The organism is Priestia sp. FW507-14D1A (genome assembly GCF_058781295.1).
Genome location: NZ_JBYSWQ010000001.1, coordinates 1,193,240 through 1,210,388, shown reverse-complemented (window position 1 = coordinate 1,210,388; position 17,149 = coordinate 1,193,240). Strand labels below are relative to the sequence as shown.

Annotated in this window: 20 protein-coding genes and 5 tRNA genes; 18 read left to right on the top strand and 7 right to left on the bottom strand. The window is 38.9% G+C overall.

Annotated elements, in window-relative coordinates; genetic code table 11:
• Positions 1-216 precede the first annotated feature (216 nt).
• The 4 genes from AC3WJG_RS06725 (at position 217) to AC3WJG_RS06710 (ending at position 3,838) form a co-directional block, all read left to right on the top strand.
• Positions 217-1,356, top strand: coding sequence for an acyl-CoA dehydrogenase family protein (locus tag AC3WJG_RS06725; protein WP_013059218.1), 1,140 nt, complete (start codon positions 217-219; stop codon positions 1,354-1,356).
• Between the two features lie 131 nt (positions 1,357-1,487).
• A complete protein-coding gene (gene cccA, locus AC3WJG_RS06720; protein WP_013059217.1) occupies positions 1,488-1,847 on the top strand; it encodes a cytochrome c550 in 360 nt (119 codons plus the stop codon).
• 168 nt (positions 1,848-2,015) lie between these two features.
• Positions 2,016-2,720 (top strand): tRNA (adenine(22)-N(1))-methyltransferase, encoded by a 705-nt coding sequence (locus tag AC3WJG_RS06715; protein WP_028410626.1) that lies wholly within the window; start codon positions 2,016-2,018, stop codon positions 2,718-2,720.
• Positions 2,717-3,838: a Nif3-like dinuclear metal center hexameric protein gene (locus tag AC3WJG_RS06710; RefSeq protein ID WP_060746222.1), complete on the top strand. Its 1,122-nt coding sequence runs from the start codon at positions 2,717-2,719 to the stop codon at positions 3,836-3,838. Before AC3WJG_RS06715 ends, AC3WJG_RS06710 begins: the two co-directional genes overlap by 4 nt.
• A 47-nt stretch (positions 3,839-3,885) precedes the next feature.
• Here the strand turns inward: AC3WJG_RS06710 and AC3WJG_RS06705 are convergent, their stop codons facing one another.
• Both AC3WJG_RS06705 and AC3WJG_RS06700 read right to left on the bottom strand, forming a co-directional pair.
• The gene (locus AC3WJG_RS06705; RefSeq protein WP_013059214.1) at positions 3,886-4,836 is read right to left on the bottom strand and encodes a 4-hydroxy-3-methylbut-2-enyl diphosphate reductase; all 951 of its coding nucleotides are present in this window, start codon (positions 4,834-4,836) and stop codon (positions 3,886-3,888) included.
• A gap of 128 nt (positions 4,837-4,964) precedes the next feature.
• On the bottom strand, positions 4,965-5,678 hold the full coding sequence (locus AC3WJG_RS06700; RefSeq protein ID WP_223272395.1) for a YqfQ family protein: 714 nt from the start codon (positions 5,676-5,678) through the stop codon (positions 4,965-4,967).
• A 176-nt stretch (positions 5,679-5,854) separates the two neighbouring features.
• Here AC3WJG_RS06700 and AC3WJG_RS06695 point away from each other — a divergent pair, with 176 nt between their 5' ends.
• Entirely contained in the window at positions 5,855-7,174 is a 1,320-nt protein-coding gene (locus AC3WJG_RS06695) for a DEAD/DEAH box helicase (protein WP_013059212.1), read from the top strand.
• A 28-nt stretch (positions 7,175-7,202) separates the two neighbouring features.
• Positions 7,203-8,090 (top strand): deoxyribonuclease IV, encoded by an 888-nt coding sequence (locus AC3WJG_RS06690; protein WP_028410628.1) that lies wholly within the window; start codon positions 7,203-7,205, stop codon positions 8,088-8,090.
• 48 nt (positions 8,091-8,138) lie between these two features.
• Here AC3WJG_RS06690 and AC3WJG_RS06685 read toward each other — a convergent pair whose 3' ends face one another.
• Positions 8,139-8,390 carry a DUF2624 domain-containing protein gene (locus AC3WJG_RS06685; RefSeq protein ID WP_013059210.1) on the bottom strand — a complete coding sequence of 84 codons (252 nt, stop codon included), beginning with the start codon at positions 8,388-8,390 and terminating at the stop codon, positions 8,139-8,141.
• A 273-nt stretch (positions 8,391-8,663) separates the two neighbouring features.
• On the opposite strand from AC3WJG_RS06685, the gene AC3WJG_RS06680 reads away from it, so the two are divergent.
• From AC3WJG_RS06680 to AC3WJG_RS06670, 3 genes are read left to right on the top strand one after another with little or no spacing between them, the layout of a single operon-like run.
• Positions 8,664-9,443 carry a metal ABC transporter ATP-binding protein gene (locus tag AC3WJG_RS06680; RefSeq protein ID WP_013059209.1) on the top strand — a complete coding sequence of 260 codons (780 nt, stop codon included), beginning with the start codon at positions 8,664-8,666 and terminating at the stop codon, positions 9,441-9,443.
• On the top strand, positions 9,440-10,282 hold the full coding sequence (locus AC3WJG_RS06675) for a metal ABC transporter permease (protein ID WP_013059208.1): 843 nt from the start codon (positions 9,440-9,442) through the stop codon (positions 10,280-10,282). The genes AC3WJG_RS06680 and AC3WJG_RS06675 overlap by 4 nt, the downstream gene beginning before the upstream one ends.
• The gene (locus tag AC3WJG_RS06670) at positions 10,279-10,692 is read left to right on the top strand and encodes a Fur family transcriptional regulator (protein WP_013059207.1); all 414 of its coding nucleotides are present in this window, start codon (positions 10,279-10,281) and stop codon (positions 10,690-10,692) included. Before AC3WJG_RS06675 ends, AC3WJG_RS06670 begins: the two co-directional genes overlap by 4 nt.
• A 30-nt stretch (positions 10,693-10,722) precedes the next feature.
• Here the strand turns inward: AC3WJG_RS06670 and AC3WJG_RS06665 are convergent, their stop codons facing one another.
• Positions 10,723-11,298: a 5' nucleotidase, NT5C type gene (locus AC3WJG_RS06665; RefSeq protein ID WP_102812651.1), complete on the bottom strand. Its 576-nt coding sequence runs from the start codon at positions 11,296-11,298 to the stop codon at positions 10,723-10,725.
• A gap of 259 nt (positions 11,299-11,557) precedes the next feature.
• Here AC3WJG_RS06665 and AC3WJG_RS06660 point away from each other — a divergent pair, with 259 nt between their 5' ends.
• Positions 11,558-11,923: a G protein-coupled receptor family protein gene (locus tag AC3WJG_RS06660; RefSeq protein WP_013059205.1), complete on the top strand. Its 366-nt coding sequence runs from the start codon at positions 11,558-11,560 to the stop codon at positions 11,921-11,923.
• Positions 11,924-11,959: 36 nt separating this feature from the next.
• Here the strand turns inward: AC3WJG_RS06660 and ispG are convergent, their stop codons facing one another.
• Together ispG and AC3WJG_RS06650 are read right to left on the bottom strand one after the other, a co-directional pair.
• Entirely contained in the window at positions 11,960-13,063 is a 1,104-nt protein-coding gene (gene ispG, locus AC3WJG_RS06655) for a flavodoxin-dependent (E)-4-hydroxy-3-methylbut-2-enyl-diphosphate synthase (protein WP_201763664.1), read from the bottom strand.
• A 151-nt stretch (positions 13,064-13,214) separates the two neighbouring features.
• On the bottom strand, positions 13,215-13,547 hold the full coding sequence (locus AC3WJG_RS06650; RefSeq protein ID WP_013059203.1) for a hypothetical protein: 333 nt from the start codon (positions 13,545-13,547) through the stop codon (positions 13,215-13,217).
• 76 nt (positions 13,548-13,623) lie between these two features.
• Between AC3WJG_RS06650 and AC3WJG_RS06645 the strand changes: the two genes are divergently transcribed.
• Complete coding sequence (locus AC3WJG_RS06645) at positions 13,624-14,835, top strand: MFS transporter (protein ID WP_028410630.1); 1,212 nt, start codon at positions 13,624-13,626, stop codon at positions 14,833-14,835.
• Positions 14,836-14,982: 147 nt separating this feature from the next.
• On the opposite strand, the gene AC3WJG_RS06640 is transcribed toward AC3WJG_RS06645, so the two are convergent.
• Positions 14,983-15,774, bottom strand: a complete 792-nt coding sequence (locus AC3WJG_RS06640; RefSeq protein ID WP_028410631.1) for a DUF1189 domain-containing protein — start codon at positions 15,772-15,774, stop codon at positions 14,983-14,985.
• 114 nt (positions 15,775-15,888) lie between these two features.
• Between AC3WJG_RS06640 and AC3WJG_RS06635 the strand changes: the two genes are divergently transcribed.
• The 7 genes from AC3WJG_RS06635 (at position 15,889) to AC3WJG_RS06605 (ending at position 17,106) form a co-directional block, all read left to right on the top strand.
• On the top strand, positions 15,889-16,083 hold the full coding sequence (locus AC3WJG_RS06635; RefSeq protein ID WP_034276871.1) for a hypothetical protein: 195 nt from the start codon (positions 15,889-15,891) through the stop codon (positions 16,081-16,083).
• 26 nt (positions 16,084-16,109) lie between these two features.
• Positions 16,110-16,595, top strand: coding sequence for a DUF456 domain-containing protein (locus tag AC3WJG_RS06630; RefSeq protein ID WP_013059199.1), 486 nt, complete (start codon positions 16,110-16,112; stop codon positions 16,593-16,595).
• 62 nt (positions 16,596-16,657) lie between these two features.
• Positions 16,658-16,732: transfer RNA gene (locus AC3WJG_RS06625), tRNA-Asn, on the top strand.
• A gap of 1 nt (position 16,733) precedes the next feature.
• Positions 16,734-16,807, top strand: a tRNA-Met gene (locus AC3WJG_RS06620).
• A 40-nt stretch (positions 16,808-16,847) separates the two neighbouring features.
• Positions 16,848-16,922 (top strand) — tRNA-Asn (locus tag AC3WJG_RS06615).
• Positions 16,923-16,925: 3 nt separating this feature from the next.
• Positions 16,926-17,002, top strand: a tRNA-Ile gene (locus AC3WJG_RS06610).
• Between the two features lie 11 nt (positions 17,003-17,013).
• Positions 17,014-17,106 (top strand) — tRNA-Ser (locus tag AC3WJG_RS06605).
• Positions 17,107-17,149 lie beyond the last annotated feature (43 nt).

Here is a 17,149-nt window from a genome sequence, read left to right as displayed (position 1 = left end):
AATGCTCCTTTGTATTCTTTTGTCACAGAGCGTAAGCTGTTCAAATTCCTTTTAAACATCCGAAAAATGGAATCGCTATCATTTTATTCATGCTTTGATTAGTACTCTTATATTATAACACGAAAAAATTAAAACGTTTTAAAAGTTGAGAAAATTTACAAAAATGAATTATAATTAAATAATGTAAGCGTATACATTTTTTTAGGGGGAATAAAAATGAATTTTGAATTAACCAATGAACAAAAGATGATTCAACGGACGCTCAGAGAGTTTTCAGAAGCGGAAGTAGCACCGAATGCACTAGAGCGCGATCGAAGTAAGCAATTTCCGCTTGATGTTTTTAAAAAGTTAAGTGAGCTTGGTGTAATGGGGCTTCCTTTTCCTGAAGAGTATGGAGGCGGAGGAGCAGATACGGTTAGTTTTGCTATTGTCGTAGAGGAATTAAGTAAAGCTTGTGGCTCTACAGGAATTACATACTCAGCTCATGTTTCGCTCGGGGGCGCACCTATTTATTTATTCGGAACAAAGGAGCAAAAAGAACAGTACCTACCTGCTTTATGCTCCGGGGAATCTTTTGGAGCGTTTGGTTTAACCGAACCGAACGCAGGAAGTGACGCGGGGGGAACGGAGACCGAAGCAGTGTTGAAGGATGGAACATTTAGGATTAATGGAAGTAAATGCTATATTACGAATGCCAGCTATGCAAAGTTTTTAGCTTTAACGGCTGTTACAAATCGTACAGAAGGGAAAAAAGAAATTTCAGCTATTATCGTGCCTACAGAAGCTCGAGGTTTTACTGTAATAGACAATTACGAGAAAATGGGTCTACATGCTTCAAATACAACTGAACTCGTTTTAGAGGATGTTGAAGTGCCTGAAGAGAATTTACTCGGTGTAAGAGGAGAAGGCTTTAAACAATTTCTAATGACGCTTGACGGGGGAAGAATTGGAATTGGAGCAATGGCCGTTGGAATCGCTCAAGCGGCTTATGAAAAAGCACTGTCATATGCGCAGGAAAGAAAGCAATTTGGGAAAGCTATTTCATCATTTCAAGCGATTCAGTTTAAATTAGCTGATATGGCGATGAAAATTGAGTTAGCAAGAAATATGGTGTATAAAGCAGCGTGGTTAAAAGACCAAGGAAAGCCATTTACGAAAGAAGCTGCTATGTGTAAACTGTATGCTTCTGAAATTTGTATGGAAGTAGCCAGTCAAGCTGTTCAGATTCATGGAGGATACGGCTACATGAAGGAGTATCACGTGGAGCGGTATTTACGAGATGCCAAGCTTTTAGAAATTGGAGAAGGAACTTCAGAAATTCAGCGCTCGGTTATTGCAAGACAAATTGGCTGTTAAGATACGCAATAAGAAATTAGTTAATTATGTAAATAAAACCCTTTCACTTATGAGCATTTTCAAGTAAAATAAAAGTGCTTATACTATTTTGTTATTTCTAGGGATGGGAATACATAAAGGGGGTATAGTGAGTGAAGCGAAATCCGCTAATACCATTTTTATTAATTGCGGTAATTGGGATTGCTTTAATGTTAACGCTTTCGTTCAACGGATTGAATAACGCAAAAGAAATCGCGGCTGAAAAAGAAGGCGGTGGCGCGGAACAGCAGGCTTCAGCTAAACCAGAAGAAATTTATCAAAAAACTTGTATTGGTTGCCACGGTGATCAGTATCAAGGTGGAGTAGGTCCTTCGTTAAAAGGAATTGGGAAAAAAGTTTCTCAAGACGAAATTGCAGATATTGTTGTAAACGGTAAAGGAAACATGCCGCCTGGGCTGGTTCCTCCGGAAAAAGCGAAGGAAATGGCTAAATGGGTATCAGAAATTAAATAGAGTTCAGAAACATGATTTTCTGGAAAGCCGCTCATTTATAAAGCAGGCTTTTTTTTTGTGATTTTTTATAAGCATTCAGCTAAAAGGAAAACATGAAGAGAAATAGGAATCATGCAGCTATCTATGTTAAAATAATGAACAGTAATCACATAGAGAATAGGTGACAAAATGAATGAATTAAACTTATCAATAAGACTTGAAGAAGTAGTAAAGTCGATTCCTTTGGGAGCAAAGATAGCAGACATTGGCTCAGATCATGCATACTTGCCGTGTTTTGCTTATTTAAATGGATATATTAGCGGTGCCGTAGCAGGAGAAATTACAGAAGGGCCTCTTCAATCTGCTATTCAGCAGGTGAAAAAAACAAGCTTAACGGACGTTATTGACGTTCGAAAAGGAAACGGCCTAGAAGTAATATCACCGAATGAAGTAGACTGTATTACAATCTGCGGAATGGGCGGAACGCTTATTACAATGATTTTAGAAGAAGGAAAAGCAAAGTTAGAAGGAGTAAAAAGGCTTGTACTTCAGCCGAATATTGGTTCACATCATATTCGCAGCTGGCTGATTGAACACAGCTGGGAAATCATTGATGAAAAAATCATCGAAGAAGACGGTCGTATGTATGAAGTCATCGTCGCTGAACCTGGAAACGCCTTAGCTCCTTATAACGGTGAAGTGGAAGCCGGTGTGTTAATGGGCCCTATTTTAAAAGAAAAGCGCTCTTCTGCTTTTATGACAAAGTGGACGCATGAACTAAATCATCTTAAACAAATTGTCAGCCAAATGGAGCTGGCTCAGTCCGAGGAAAGCAAAGCAAAACTTCAAAAACTTACCCAAGACATCTCATTAATTGAGGAGGCGTTAAAATGAGTAAAATCCCTAACGGATTTCAAGTAATTGAAGCATTTGAATCATTTTCTCCCAAGCATTTAGCGGTTGAAGGAGATAAAATTGGTTTGCAGATTGGAACGTTAAACAAGCCTGTAAAAAAAGTAATGGTAACGTTAGATGTTCTTGAAACGGTCGTAGACGAAGCTATTGAAAAACAAGTGGATTTGATTATTGCTCATCATCCTCCTATTTTTAGACCTCTAAAACAAGTGGTTACAGATCGTCCTGAAGGGCGTATTTTAGAGAAATGCATCAAACATGATATTGCTGTATATGCTGCTCATACAAACTTAGATATAGCTAAAGGCGGAGTAAATGACCTGTTAGCCGAAGCATTGGGGCTACAAGAGACAAAAGTGCTGGTTCCAACAACGTCTATTCAGCTGAAAAAGCTTGCTGTATTTGTTCCTTCAAATCATGCTGAAGCAGTGCGCACAGCTATTTGTGATGCGGGAGCTGGACATGTGGGTCTTTACAGCGACTGTACGTTTTCAACTGAAGGGGAAGGCACGTTTAAACCTTCTTCAGAAGCCAATCCATACATTGGCTCAAAAGAAGAGTTAGAACGTGTAAATGAAGCAAAAGTTGAAACTATTTTTGAAGCGGGTCAACAAAATAAAATTATTCGTGCCATGCTCAGTGCTCATCCTTACGAAGAAGTAGCCTATGACATTTATCCAGTGGAACAAACGGGCGAGACGCTTGGACTTGGACGAATTGGTAAGTTAAAAGAAGAGATGACGTTAAAACAGTTTGCCGCTCATGTTAAACAAGTATTGGATGTGGATGGTGTTAGAGTAGTAGGGTCTATGGATGCCACAGTGAAAAAAGTAGCTGTTCTTGGCGGAGATGGAAACAAATATATTACAAACGCAAAATTTAGCGGAGCAGATGCCTATGTAACAGGTGATTTGTATTTCCACGTTGCGCATGATGCAATGGCAATGGGATTAAACGTTGTAGATCCTGGTCATCATGTTGAAAAAGTTATGAGACAAGGTGTAACGCGTGTATTAACCAGTCTTTTTGATGCGAAAAACTTTGAGTGTGAAGTATTTGATTCAAAAGTAGACACAAACCCATTTACGTTTATGTAACAAAGAAAGAAGGTGTTGACGAATGTCAACACCTTCTTTTGCGTCTATTAAGACGATTTTTTTGTTCGAACTTTTGGTAAGATCTTTGAAAGAGGCACGCTTTTTTCACGTGTCCAAGTTGTTTCATCTTCCGGATCGAACTGATCTAGAAAATTGATGACCTCTTTTGTGATTGGAGTAGGGGTAGATGCTCCTGCCGTAACAGCTACGGTTTTCGCGTTCATCAACCATTCGATCTGCAGCTCTGAGATGTCACCGATACGATATGCCTCAGTGCCGGCAATCTCCATTGATACTTGAGCTAAACGGTTTGAGTTGTTACTTTTAGGATCTCCTACTACAATTGTAACATCTGCTTCACCTGCTTGCTCGGCTACAGCTTCTTGGCGAACTTGTGTAGCTAAACAAATTTCCTTGTGAACTTCAGCGTGCGGATATTTTTCTTTTACCTTTTCCATTACTTCTGCAACGTCCCACTGACTCATTGTTGTCTGATTTGTTACAATGATTTTTTCACGTTGAATATTTAAATGGGCTACGTCTTCTGCTTTTTCAATTAAATGAACGATATCTGGCGCGATACCAAGTGCACCTTCTGGCTCAGGATGATTTCGTTTTCCGATATAAATAACGTCATAACCTTCTTTTTCTTTTTGGCGAATAAGGTCATGGGTTTTTGTAACATCCGGACATGTAGCATCGATTGTTGTTAAGCCTTTTTCTTTTGCTCGTTCTTTTACTTCTGGAGATACTCCGTGCGCAGTAAAAATAACGGTTCCTTCATTTATTTGGTCTAAGATTTCTAGGCGATTAGCACCGTCCAGTGTGATAATGCCGTCCTCTTCAAACGCATCTGTAACGTGTTTATTATGAACAATCATTCCTAAGATATAGATTGGTCGAGGCAATGATTTATCTAAAGCGGCGTTTCGTGCAATGACCATTGCGTCTACTACACCATAACAATAGCCGCGCGGTGCAATTTTAATAACTTTCATTTCAATTTCCTCCTCATCATAATCCTGACGAGCAATTCAACTCGCTTCTATTATATAAAAGAGGAAGGAAGAATACAAAGATATTCTTTTTTTGCTCACTGTATTTCCTTAAGGAATCAGCAGATTTATCAAATATAAAGTTTTGGTTTAGACACCCGATCTCTGGATGAATGTTCAATTTCTTCTTCAAAGAAATCCAGCTCATCATCGGATGAATCCGTGCTTTCTGCGCCTGCTGATAAAACCTTACTGTCTTTACTTTCATCAGTTTCAGAAACCTCTGTTCCTTCTGCTTCGAGTACTTCATCTGTGTCATCACTTGAGCGCAAGGCCTGATAGATTTTCCATAGAGAAGGAGCATTTTTGACAAGAGGTCCGTATTGTTGAATCATAGGTCCCATCGTTTCCGCTGCTTTTAGTACTCGCTGAACATTCCCCATCATGGAGCTCAAGTTAGCAGGGTTCGTTAATCCTTGCAAACCTCCAAGCAGGGAAGAAGAGTTAGTCGCTCCTGCAGCACCTTGGGCTCCTGAAAGTCCAGAAAACAAAGAACCTCGAGGAGCAGCCGCAGCCGCTTGTTGAAATGGTATGTTTCTATTTCCGCCTCTTCGGAATAGGCGAGTTAAGAAGTTACCTCCTCCACGGTTCAGGCCTTGCTGATTCGGGTAAAATGATTGTTGAGCATTTGTTTGCTGGGCAAAGTTACGAAACTGCTGTAATGGATTAAATTGGCCAAAGTTACCAGGTTGTTGCCCAAAGCCGTTTTGTGGTGGCATTCCTGGCATCATTCTTCTTTGCATACCGGGTGGAAATGGTGGTCTTCGCTGTAGCAAAGGACGCACCTCCTTTAGTAAAGTAGATTTTCTTTTACTATCGTATGCAACTCGCGATAAAATGTTTTTGAAACAGGTAATAAGTTTTAGTAATATGAATGAGAAGTAGTCACAGAAGGAAAAATCGATTATAATCATATATTGTGCCTTAAAAGATGAACGTGAATGTAAAAAAGGAGACTATTATGGAAAAAACAAACTTTGAACGTTTTGAGTTTCAACCATTTTTAATAGAAGCAATTAAACAATTAGGTTTTTATCAGCCTACAGAGATTCAGGAGCGCTTAATTCCTTCCGTTTTAAAAGGGGAAAGTGTAATTGGTCAGTCGCAAACAGGGACCGGCAAAACACACGCTTATTTATTGCCTTTACTTGAAAAGGTAGACCCTAAAAAAGAAGAAGTACAAGTTGTAATCACCGCTCCAACTCGTGAGCTTGCTTCTCAAATTTATCAAGAAGTATTAAAGCTAACAAAACACAGTGCTGAAGGAGAAGAAATTTCAGCAAAATGTTTTATCGGCGGTACAGATAAGCAGCGTACAATCGACAAATTAAAGAAGCAGCCTCAAGTTGTTGTAGGAACACCGGCTCGTTTGTTTGATTTAGTAAATGAAAAAGCGTTAGTTGTGTATACAACAAAGGCGTTAGTAGTAGACGAAGCTGATTTAATGCTTGATATGGGATTTTTAGAAGATGTGGACCGTTTGGCAAGCAATATGCCTGAAAAATTACAGATGCTTGTTTTTTCAGCAACTATTCCTGAAAAATTAAAGCCATTCTTAAAAAAATACATGGAAAATCCAAAATTCACGCATGTTTCGCCGAAGCAAGCAGCAGCAGCTAAATTAGAGCATGTATTAGTTCCACTGCGTCATCGCAACAAGTTTAAGCTCCTGCATGATATGCTTATTTCTTATAATCCTTATTTAGCTATCGTCTTTACAAATACAAAGAAAATGGCGGACGAAGTAGCAGATGACCTACTGTCTAAAGGATTAAAAGTAGGAAGAATTCACGGAGACTTATCTCCTCGTGACCGTAAGAAAATGATGAAGCAAATTAATAATTTAGAATTTCAATACGTAGTAGCGACAGATTTAGCAGCTCGCGGTATTGATATTGAAGGAATTTCACACGTCATTAACTTTGAGCTTCCTTCAGATCTAGATTTCTACATTCACCGAGTAGGACGTACAGCTCGTGCTGGTCATTCTGGAATTGCTGCTACAATCTTCGATGTGGAAGATGAAGATGCAGTAAATAAGCTGGAGAAAATGGGAATCGAGTTTGTAAACAAAGATCTTCAAAAGCAAGAATGGGTTTCCATCGATGACCGTAACCGCCGTAAAAAGCGTGTAAAGAAAGCGGATGAAGTGGGAGAAGAGGCACATCGCTTTATTCAAAAGCCGAAGAAAGTAAAGCCTGGCTACAAGAAAAAACGTGCTCGTGAAATTACAAAGTATGTGCAAAAGAAAAAGCGTAGTGAAAGACGCAACAATCGTTAATCGCAATAGGTTAGAGGTGTAAAAAGTAATGTTGAAAATTGGTTCTCACGTATCAATGAGCGGCAAAAAGATGCTTTTAGGAGCAAGTGAAGAGGCAGCTTCTTACGGAGCAAATACGTTTATGATCTATACAGGCGCTCCACAAAATACTCGTCGCAAAAAGATTGAAGAGCTTAATATTGAAGCTGGTCTTTTGCATATGAAAGAGCATGGAATGACAGATATTGTTGTACATGCTCCCTATATCATTAATCTAGGAAATACAACAAAGCCCGAAACATTTGAGCTTGGAGTAGATTTCTTAACGTCTGAAATTCAGCGCACCCATGCTCTTGGTGCAAAGCAAATTGTTCTTCACCCAGGAGCTCATGTGGGCGCTGGAGCAGATGCCGGTATTCAGCAAATTATCAAAGGTCTAAACGAAGTGTTGACAGCTGATCAAGAAGTTCAAATTGCGCTTGAGACAATGGCTGGAAAAGGAACAGAGTGTGGAAGAAGTTTTGAAGAAATTGCCCAAATTATTGATGGCGTGACGCACAATGAAAAGCTCTCTGTTTGTTTTGATACATGTCACGTACATGATGCTGGTTATGATATCGTTCAAGACTTTGACGGTGTATTAAATGAATTTGACAAAACCGTAGGCATACAGCGAATTAAAGTGCTTCACATCAATGATAGTAAAAATGTATGCGGTGCTCGAAAAGACCGCCATGAAAATATTGGATTTGGTGAAATCGGATTTGGTGCACTGAATTATATTGTTCATCACCCAGCGTTTACAGAAGTTCCTAAAATTCTAGAAACTCCTTATGTAGGAGAAGATAAGAAAAATAAAAAAGCGCCATATCAGTTGGAAATTGATATGGTTCGTGCACAAAGCTTTGATTCAGAGCTAAAACAAAAGCTTATGTAATTTCATATGTAAAAGAAGAGGTCATGTCTATAGACATGACCTCTTCTTTTACATCAACTGCTGAAATAATTCGTTCACTCGTCTGGCAGTTTCACGATCTGTTACTTGAGCAATTTGTTTGATTAAATTTCGGCGCTCTTCAAGGTTATAAATATTTACGGGCTGCTGTCTAATGACGGATACAAGTGTGTGTGCCTGCTGATCTGTAATGGGGATGTTGTATTGTTTGCTATACTTTAAAAGCTCTTTCGGGGTAATGTTGTTTACTTTCTTATTGACAATCTGCTGTACAATTTTCATATGATTACCTCCTCGTCATATACAGTTTATGAATAAAAAAGAAAGATGTGACTATATTGTGTAATAAAACAACATTTCGAGTCGGATGAACTTACGGAGATAAGAAAGCAAAGGAGTGAAACGGCTTAGTTTACAAATAAAAGACAATCCTGTATACTACATTAATGACTAAATCGTAATGATTCTGAGAAAGTAAATGGGTAACGGAGTATACGATAGAAACCGTGCCCTCTTTTGTATGGAGAAATATAAAAAAAGAATGGTGAGGCGCATATGAATACACCTGATATCATTGAAATTGATCATTTATCATTTCAATATGATGGAGTGAATGTATTAGAAGATATAAGTTTTTCAATTCCAAAAGGAGCTTTTTTGGGTCTCGTTGGTCCAAATGGCTCTGGGAAATCAACGCTAATCAAATGTTTGCTTGGTTTGCAAAAACCATCTCAAGGTGCAATTCGTTTATTTGGAAAAGATCAGAGAAGGTTTAAAGAACGAAGTAAAATTGGATATGTATCGCAAAAAGCGAATAGTTTCAACAGCGGCTTTCCTGCTACCGTTTTTGAAGTAGTTTCCACGGGTCTTACTTCAAAATTAGGTTTGTTTCGCTTTATGAATGCTTCTCATAAACAAAAAGTAAAAGAAGCGGTAGAAGCAGTGGGGATGAGCGAATTTTTAAATCGAAACATAGGAGAACTGTCCGGTGGTCAGCAGCAGCGAATTTTTATTGCGCGCGCGCTTGTAAGTGAACCCGAGCTGTTAATTTTAGATGAGCCAACAGTCGGAGTGGATGCACAAAATGTGTACACTTTTTATGAGCTTCTCGAAAAGTTAAATAAAGAAAAAGGAATTACGCTTGTGCTTGTTACTCACGATATTGGCACTGTCTCAGAAAAAGTAACCCACGTTGCTTGTTTAAATAAATTTCTACACTTTCATGGGAATGCTAAAGAATTCGAACAGCTTTGTGAACATGACGTATCTATGTTTTATGGTCATAATGTTCATGTGTTAACCCATGATCATCATCATGGAGGGCAGCACGTATGATAAGCAGTTTATTTCAATTTGAGTTTTTACGAAATGCATTTTTAACCGGTATGATTATTGGCGTCTTAGCTCCTTTATTGGGCACGTTCATCGTAGTAAGACGTCTTTCTTTAATTGCAGACGCGTTAAGTCACGTGACGCTAGCAGGGATTTCTGCGAGCTTGCTTCTTAGTCAGAAAATAGGGTTTATGCAAGGAGTGAACCCCGTCTATTTAGGGATGGTATCTTCCGTTACAGGCGCTCTTTTTATTGAAAAACTTCGAAGCGTCTACAAGCATTACCAAGAGCTGGCCATTCCGATTATTTTATCGGGCGGAATTGGGATTAGTGCAATTTGTATCTCGCTAGCGGACGGTTTTAATAATGATTTAATGAACTATTTGTTTGGAAGCGTAAGTGCGGTGAGTCGTTCGGATCTTTGGACAGTTGTTGTCATAGCCGTATTTGTTATAGCTATTGTCTTTTTCTTATATAAAGAATTGTTTATTTTATCTTTTGACGAGGAGCACGCTTCTGCTTCTGGGATTAAATCGAAGTGGATGCACTTTTTATTTATTGTGATGGTTGCTCTTGTCATTGCTGTATCGATGCGTATCGTCGGTATCTTATTAGTGTCATCTCTTATGACTCTTCCTGTAGCAGCAAGCATTCGCTTAGCTAGAGGCTTTAAACAAACGATTCTGCTTTCGGTGATTTTTGGCGAAATATCTGTTTTAGGCGGATTATTTTCAGCGTACTACTTGGATTTAGCACCAGGCGGTACAATTGTTGTCATTGCTGTTGTTATTTTAATCATATCTATTATGATTAATAAAGGACGGAAGGGGAAACAAAAATGAATTTAACTGAAGCCATTCATTTATTAAAAGATCAAGGATATAAACATACAGGAAAGCGTGAAGAAATGCTTGCCCTGTTTTCAAAATCAAATAAGTACTTAACGGCAAAAGATGTATTAGAGTACATGAAGCCTGATTATCCTGGTCTGAGTTTTGATACAATTTACCGTAATTTATCATTGTTTGTGGAGTTAGGCGTACTTGAAATGACGGAGCTTTCGAGCGAAAAGCACTTTCGATTTAAATGTGCGACCGCCCATCATCATCACCACTTCATTTGTTTAGATTGTGGAAAAACAAAAGAAATTGAAGCTTGTCCGATGGAGTATGTAGACGAGGATTTGCGTGGGTACAATATTACAGGCCATAAATTTGAAATTTACGGTCAATGTATAGAATGTAATCAATAAAAAAGAGAGGGCGTTATGCACCTCTCTTTTTTATTTTTGCTGTTCTTTTAACCAGCTGGCTACCCACTGATCTGCTTCTAGCCAATTGTATACGCGAACCACTCCTTTTGGAACAGGTGAGCGATTATAAGGAGTATCAAATAAGATAACAGGGATATTGCATTCTTCACTGATTTCACAAGCATTATCATGTTTGTCTTCAAAAAAGATATCAACATCATATCGTTTTGCTGTCTCAACTTTAAAATGAGAACCCACTAACTCAATGTGATGAAACGATAGTTCATTTTTTTGAAACCATTCTTCCGTGACGTCCAATAGCTTATCGTGCCTTGCACTAATAAAGAATAATTCGTGCTTTTGATGCCATTTTTGCAAAACCGCTTTTGCATCGTCTGCAAGTGGAGAGGTTTCGTAAATAGAGCGTTCATTTGCTTTAAACCATTTCCCGAGTTCAGCAGGTGATACATTTACAAAAGGGCTGAAATCATATTCTGTAATGTCTTCAAGTGTTAAATTTAAGTTAAAGGCTTTATTTAAATGAGGAACAAAAGTTTCAGGAGAAGTAACAGTTCCATCAATGTCAATTCCAAACTTTTTCGTCAACTACGTGCACTCCTTTAATACGTTTATTCTACTTAGGTGCTTGATTATTCTTGTCTAGTGTAACATAAAGCCTAAAGAGAAACAGTAATACTTTTTATACGCCTTTAGCAAAACGTAATGATCACTGCACGGCCTGGTGATTGCGTCTGTACCTATTTCTTATAAGGGAGCGAGCGGCTGTATAAGATTAACACTTATAATTTTTCCCCGCATTCAGATACTATAAATGCTCCTTATTTACGAAAGCGAGGGATTAAGCATGGAGAATGAAGAACAAAGGCGTAGAAAAGATGTATATGAAGCTGATTTCATGGAAGAAACTGCAGCTGAAGTGGGCGTTCCTTACCGAGTAGGAGAGCCTCATGCAGAGCGTGAAGTTATAGATATTGATCGCAATCGCAATCATGAAGTCGCTGGACGAGGAGAAGGAACGGGATACGGTCGTTTCGCACTCGTGCTTTCGATTCTTTCACTATTCTTTTTACCAATTATTCTTGGTGCCGCTGGGATTATTCTAGGGTTTATCGCACGCAGAAAAGGAGCACTTACGCTAGGAGCATGGGCAATAGGGATCGGAGTTGTATCGATTATTGTCGGTACGTTTATATTACCGTTCTTTTCATAAAAAAAGCGAGGCGCATATGCGCCTCGCTTTTTTTAGTTATGATTTAGCTGCAGCTTTTTCAGCTTCTTGCTTTGCGTGATATTCAGCAGCAATTTTATCAATTTCTTTTTTTAGTTCCTCAACCATTGTTTCTTCAGGAACTTTGCGTACGATTTCGCCTTTGCGGAATAGTAGACCTTCACCGCGTGCTCCTGCAATCCCGATATCAGCTTCACGAGCTTCACCAGGACCGTTTACAGCGCAGCCAAGTACCGCTACTTTAATCGGTGCTTTTACAGTTGAAATATACTCTTCAACTTCATTAGCAATGCTAATTAAATCAATTTCAATACGTCCGCAAGTTGGGCAAGAAATAAGAGTTGCCGCATTGGAAGCTAAACCGAATGATTTTAGCAATTCGCGCGCAACCTTTACTTCTTCTACAGGATCCGCACTTAAAGAAATACGTAATGTATTTCCGATTCCTTTAGATAAAATAGCGCCAAGACCTGCTGCACTTTTTACAGTTCCTGCAAATAATGTACCCGATTCTGTAATTCCTAAGTGAAGAGGGTAGTCAAATGCTTGAGCAGCTTTTTCATAAGCTTCAATTGCCAAGTTAACATCCGATGCTTTCATTGAAACGATGATGTCATGGAAATCAAGGTCTTCTAAAATTTTAATGTGATGAAGTGCACTTTCTACCATGCCATCTGCTGTCGGATAGCCGTATTTATCTAAAATACGTTTTTCAAGTGAACCGGCGTTAACTCCAATACGAATTGGAATATTTTTAGCTTTTGCAGCATTTACAACAGCTTCCACTTTTTCACGGCGACCGATATTACCAGGGTTGATACGGATTTTATCCGCTCCGCCTTCAATAGCTTTTAATGCTAAGCGATAGTCAAAATGAATATCCACAACTAATGGAATGTTAATGCGTTTTTTAATTTCAGGGATTGCATCTGCTGCGCGCTCGTCTGGACAAGCAACACGAACAACTTGGCATCCTGCTTCTTCTAAACGTTTAATTTCTGCAACCGTTGCTTCAACATCATGTGTCTTAGTGGTTGTCATACTTTGAATAACTAACTCGTTGCTGCCTCCGATTGTTAAATCTCCAACTTTAACCGGGCGTGTTTTTGTACGATGTATAATTTCACTCACGTGATAATCTCTCCTTCAAAATGAAATCAAGAATTTGAATTCATTAATAGAATAACTCTTTATGAACAAAATAACTAGTAGAAAGTACTACCTTAGCTATTTTAACAATGACTATCCCATCTTGACAAGAAGAATGCTGTCATTACTTGTAAATAGGGAACTTATACGTTTTTCCAATTTGAATATCCTCAGGCGCTGTACCGTTATTTAACTTTTTGAAGTCTGTAATCATTTGGTTCATAGAAACCGGTATCGATTTTTTTGTAAGCTCCTCAATGACGGATAAAACTGTATCGCCTGGCTTAATTTTTATTTTTGTATAGGTGGAAGAAGAGCTGGCGGCTTTTGTTTCTGCAGGCTGCGCTTTGCTGACTTGAACTGCTTCAGTAGCAGTGGGAATGGTCCCGTATTTAATGTCATAGTGACAAATATATCCGATAAAAGCGAAAGCGGCTAATGCACATAGCTTTTTCATTATGCTCCTCCTTCATTCTTTTGCTTATGTGTAAAGCCTATGCTTGTCTTACTTAAATATGATTGGAGAACGAAAATTGAAAGGAAAATTAATGATTGTTTCATTAGGCTTATTGCCTTTAATCATGGTGCTGGGAAATTCCATGCTCATTCCTCTGCTGCCAAGCATTCAAAAGTCACTTCACTTAAGCGGAGTTCAAACCAGTTTGATACTGAGTGCATTTTCGATTCCAGCCGCATTGTGTATTCCTGCTGTAGGAATTTTATCAGACCGGTATGGGCGTAAAAAGTTAATCATATATTCACTCGTCATGATGATAATAGGCAGTGTCATCGCTGCTGGTAGTGCTTTATTCTCTTCTGGAAGCTTTGCTGTGTTGATGGCAGGCAGAGTCATTCAAGGGATTGGAGCTGCAGGTACTACAACGTTGGCAATGGCATTAACTGGAGATGTATTTACAGGGGAAAAAAGAGCAAAAGTCCTCGGGATTTTAGAAGTGTATAATGGAGTTGGAAAAGTGGTTGCGCCGATAATTGGAGCATCGGCAGCACTCGTCGTATGGTATGCCGCATTTTTTGTCTATCCTTTAGCTGCAGGTGCTGCTTTAGTAGGTATAGTGATGTATGTGAGAGAAGGGAAAACAGGCTCGGATTTAGTATCTGTTCAAGAATATTTAAAGAGAGCCATTGGGATTGTCTATGATAAAAGAAAATCGCTTTTTCCTTTATTCTTTGTGGGGGGATTGGGGTTATTTTTATTATTTGGCATTTTATATTACTTATCTTTTCTAATAGAGGAAACGTATCATATAGACGGTTTTTTTAAAGGAACCGCTTTTTTATTTCCTCTTGGTGCGATGACGCTCGTTTCTTATTGGACGGGTCAACGCATCAAAACAGATGTAGAGCTCATGAAAAAATTAATGATAGTAGGGATAACTCTTTTATTCCTGATGTTTGGAGTATTAACGATTATTTATACGCTTCCTGTGCTGATGTTTTGTTTGACAGTCGCCTTTGGCGGCTTAGGATTTGTTCTTCCGTGTATTAATATGATGATTACTTCAGCGGCTTCAGACGAAGAAAGAGGGTTTATTGTATCCATTTATGGAACGGTGAGATTTTTAGGAGTAGCGTTGGGACCTGTTGTTTTTGAAGTGTGGATGCACACTGAAAGGCTGATGTTTGTTTATAGCTTTATTCTGCTCACAGCAGGAGGTTTGTGGGTTTTGTATCAGTTGAAAATTCTTCCTTGTGCAATGGGAAGAAGAAAAGTTGTACCGAAATAAAGAGGCTGAGACTTAACTACATCACTCCAATCACCAGCTAGAAGCAGCCGCATACATGAAACCTGCGTTCACCATATCAATAAAAAAATCCAAAAGAGGTGGATTCTCTATCAAGAATCTAGATTCCTCGTTTGGATTTTCCTTCAACTAAGATACGTTTGTCCCAGCATCTTTATTAGGTTTTACTTTTTTTCTTATAGGAACCCTTGTGACGAGCAACAAGTAAATGAAGAATGTTCCTATCCAGTAAAGAGAGCTATGTAGTGCTAGAGACAAAGAAAAAGCTTCAAAAAGCGTATACAGCAGCGTGAAGGCTACTGTACTATAAGCGCTCAGTGCCCATAGCTGCTTGAAAGGAAGCTGCTTTTTAGTAATGAGTCCAATCAGTTTCCCAAGATAAGCAAGGCAGGTAATAGAAAGGAAGTTTAGTCCAGATGTTAATACGTACAGTAAAAGCATAGCGATAGGGACAAGTATGTATAAAGAAAATTTTTGTTCGTGCAGCAAGTTTAGCAATTCATTTTTATCTTTATGATGCCAGTTTAGCAACTCATATGAATACGTTTGTGTTTGTGAATTAGTCGTGATGTAAATTCCATCCTTTAAAAAACCAATGGCATGAGCAGGGGAATGAAACCGTTCAATAGACTGTGAGGGGTTTAAGATAAAAGCGGTACCATTTACTTTTTTTGTGAAAGGTTGACTTGACGTAAGCTGTGAGTTTGAAATAGAAAAAGAAGAAACAGATTTCGGAAGATCTGTAGTAGCGATATGATAGCCATTTACAATCGTCAAAGTCATAAAGAAAAATGTAGGCAGCAAAGAAATAAATGTTAAAAACAGCACAAAGCCAATTGTTTTATTCGTATGCTCAAAGCGAAGCGACCTTATTTTTTTGAAGGAAGTAAAACTCCATGCCATCTTTTTCAGCATGCTCATTGTAAAGCCTCCTCTTATTGAAGATTCTGGTTATATCTTATTTTATAGCGAAAATTTAAGGTTTACAATAGATTTTAGAAACCGTTACCAATTACAATGATGCGGTGGAGCGTTTTGTCACAAGCACATCTTATGCGTATATGTACAGGTTTCCCTGTCATTGTTTTTGGGGGATATTACGGGCAGCTTGAGGACCGTGCTGTTAATATTGCAGAGGTACACTCAAAAATCGTATTCGAAAGTAAAATAAAGGAAGGACTCGTCGTGCAAGGTCTTTCTTTATGGGAGTGGTTATTGTATGATAAATAGTAATAATAAAAAGGATAGGTGCGGGCATGGCTATTTTATGTTGGGCATTAATTATCATTAGCTTTGTTGTATCGTTTGTTGGGTTGGTTTATCCCATCATCCCAAGCGTGCTATTTGTAGCTCTGGGATTTGTTATATACGGTTTATTTTATGATTTTAGCTCCTATAGCTGGTTATTTTGGGTGATACAAGGATTGTTAGTTGTCGCACTTTTTTTAGCAGACTATATAGCTAATATTATTGGTGTGAAAAAATTCGGAGGCACTAAAGCAGGTGTTTGGGGAAGTACAGTTGGGCTGCTTGTGGGTCCGTTTGTCATTCCGGGATTTGGAATTATTTTAGGGCCATTTATCGGAGCGATTGTAGGAGAACTGATTGTTCATCGGACCACAATTAGCAACGCAGTAAAAATTGGAGTAGGTTCGGTTATTGGCTTTTTTAGTGGCGCTATTTCAAAAGGATTTATTCAACTGCTGATGATTGCCTATTTTTTATACGCTGTTTTAAAATAATATATTGACTTTAGGCTAGAAACATGTTAAATTTTTAATGTCGCTAGTAAATGTTATATTGTTCCACAGTAGCTCAGTGGTAGAGCTATCGGCTGTTAACCGATCGGTCGTAGGTTCGAGTCCTACCTGTGGAGCCATGGCGGTGTAGCTCAGCTGGCTAGAGCGTACGGTTCATACCCGTGAGGTCGGGGGTTCGATCCCCTCCGCCGCTATTTTCCAATTTGCGTTTGTGACATACATAATTCATATTGTTCCACAGTAGCTCAGTGGTAGAGCTATCGGCTGTTAACCGATCGGTCGTAGGTTCGAGTCCTACCTGTGGAGCCATGTGGACCCTTAGCTCAGCTGGTTAGAGCAGACGGCTCATAACCGTCCGGTCGCAGGTTCGAGTCCTGCAGGGTCCACCATTTATAGGGTTGGAGGAATACCCAAGTCCGGCTGAAGGGATCGGTCTTGAAAACCGACAGGGGTGTTAAAGCCCGCGGGGGTTCGAATCCCTCTTCCTCCGCCATACTATTGTCTATTCAAAGCTTCTTTTGAGAAAAAGAAGCTTT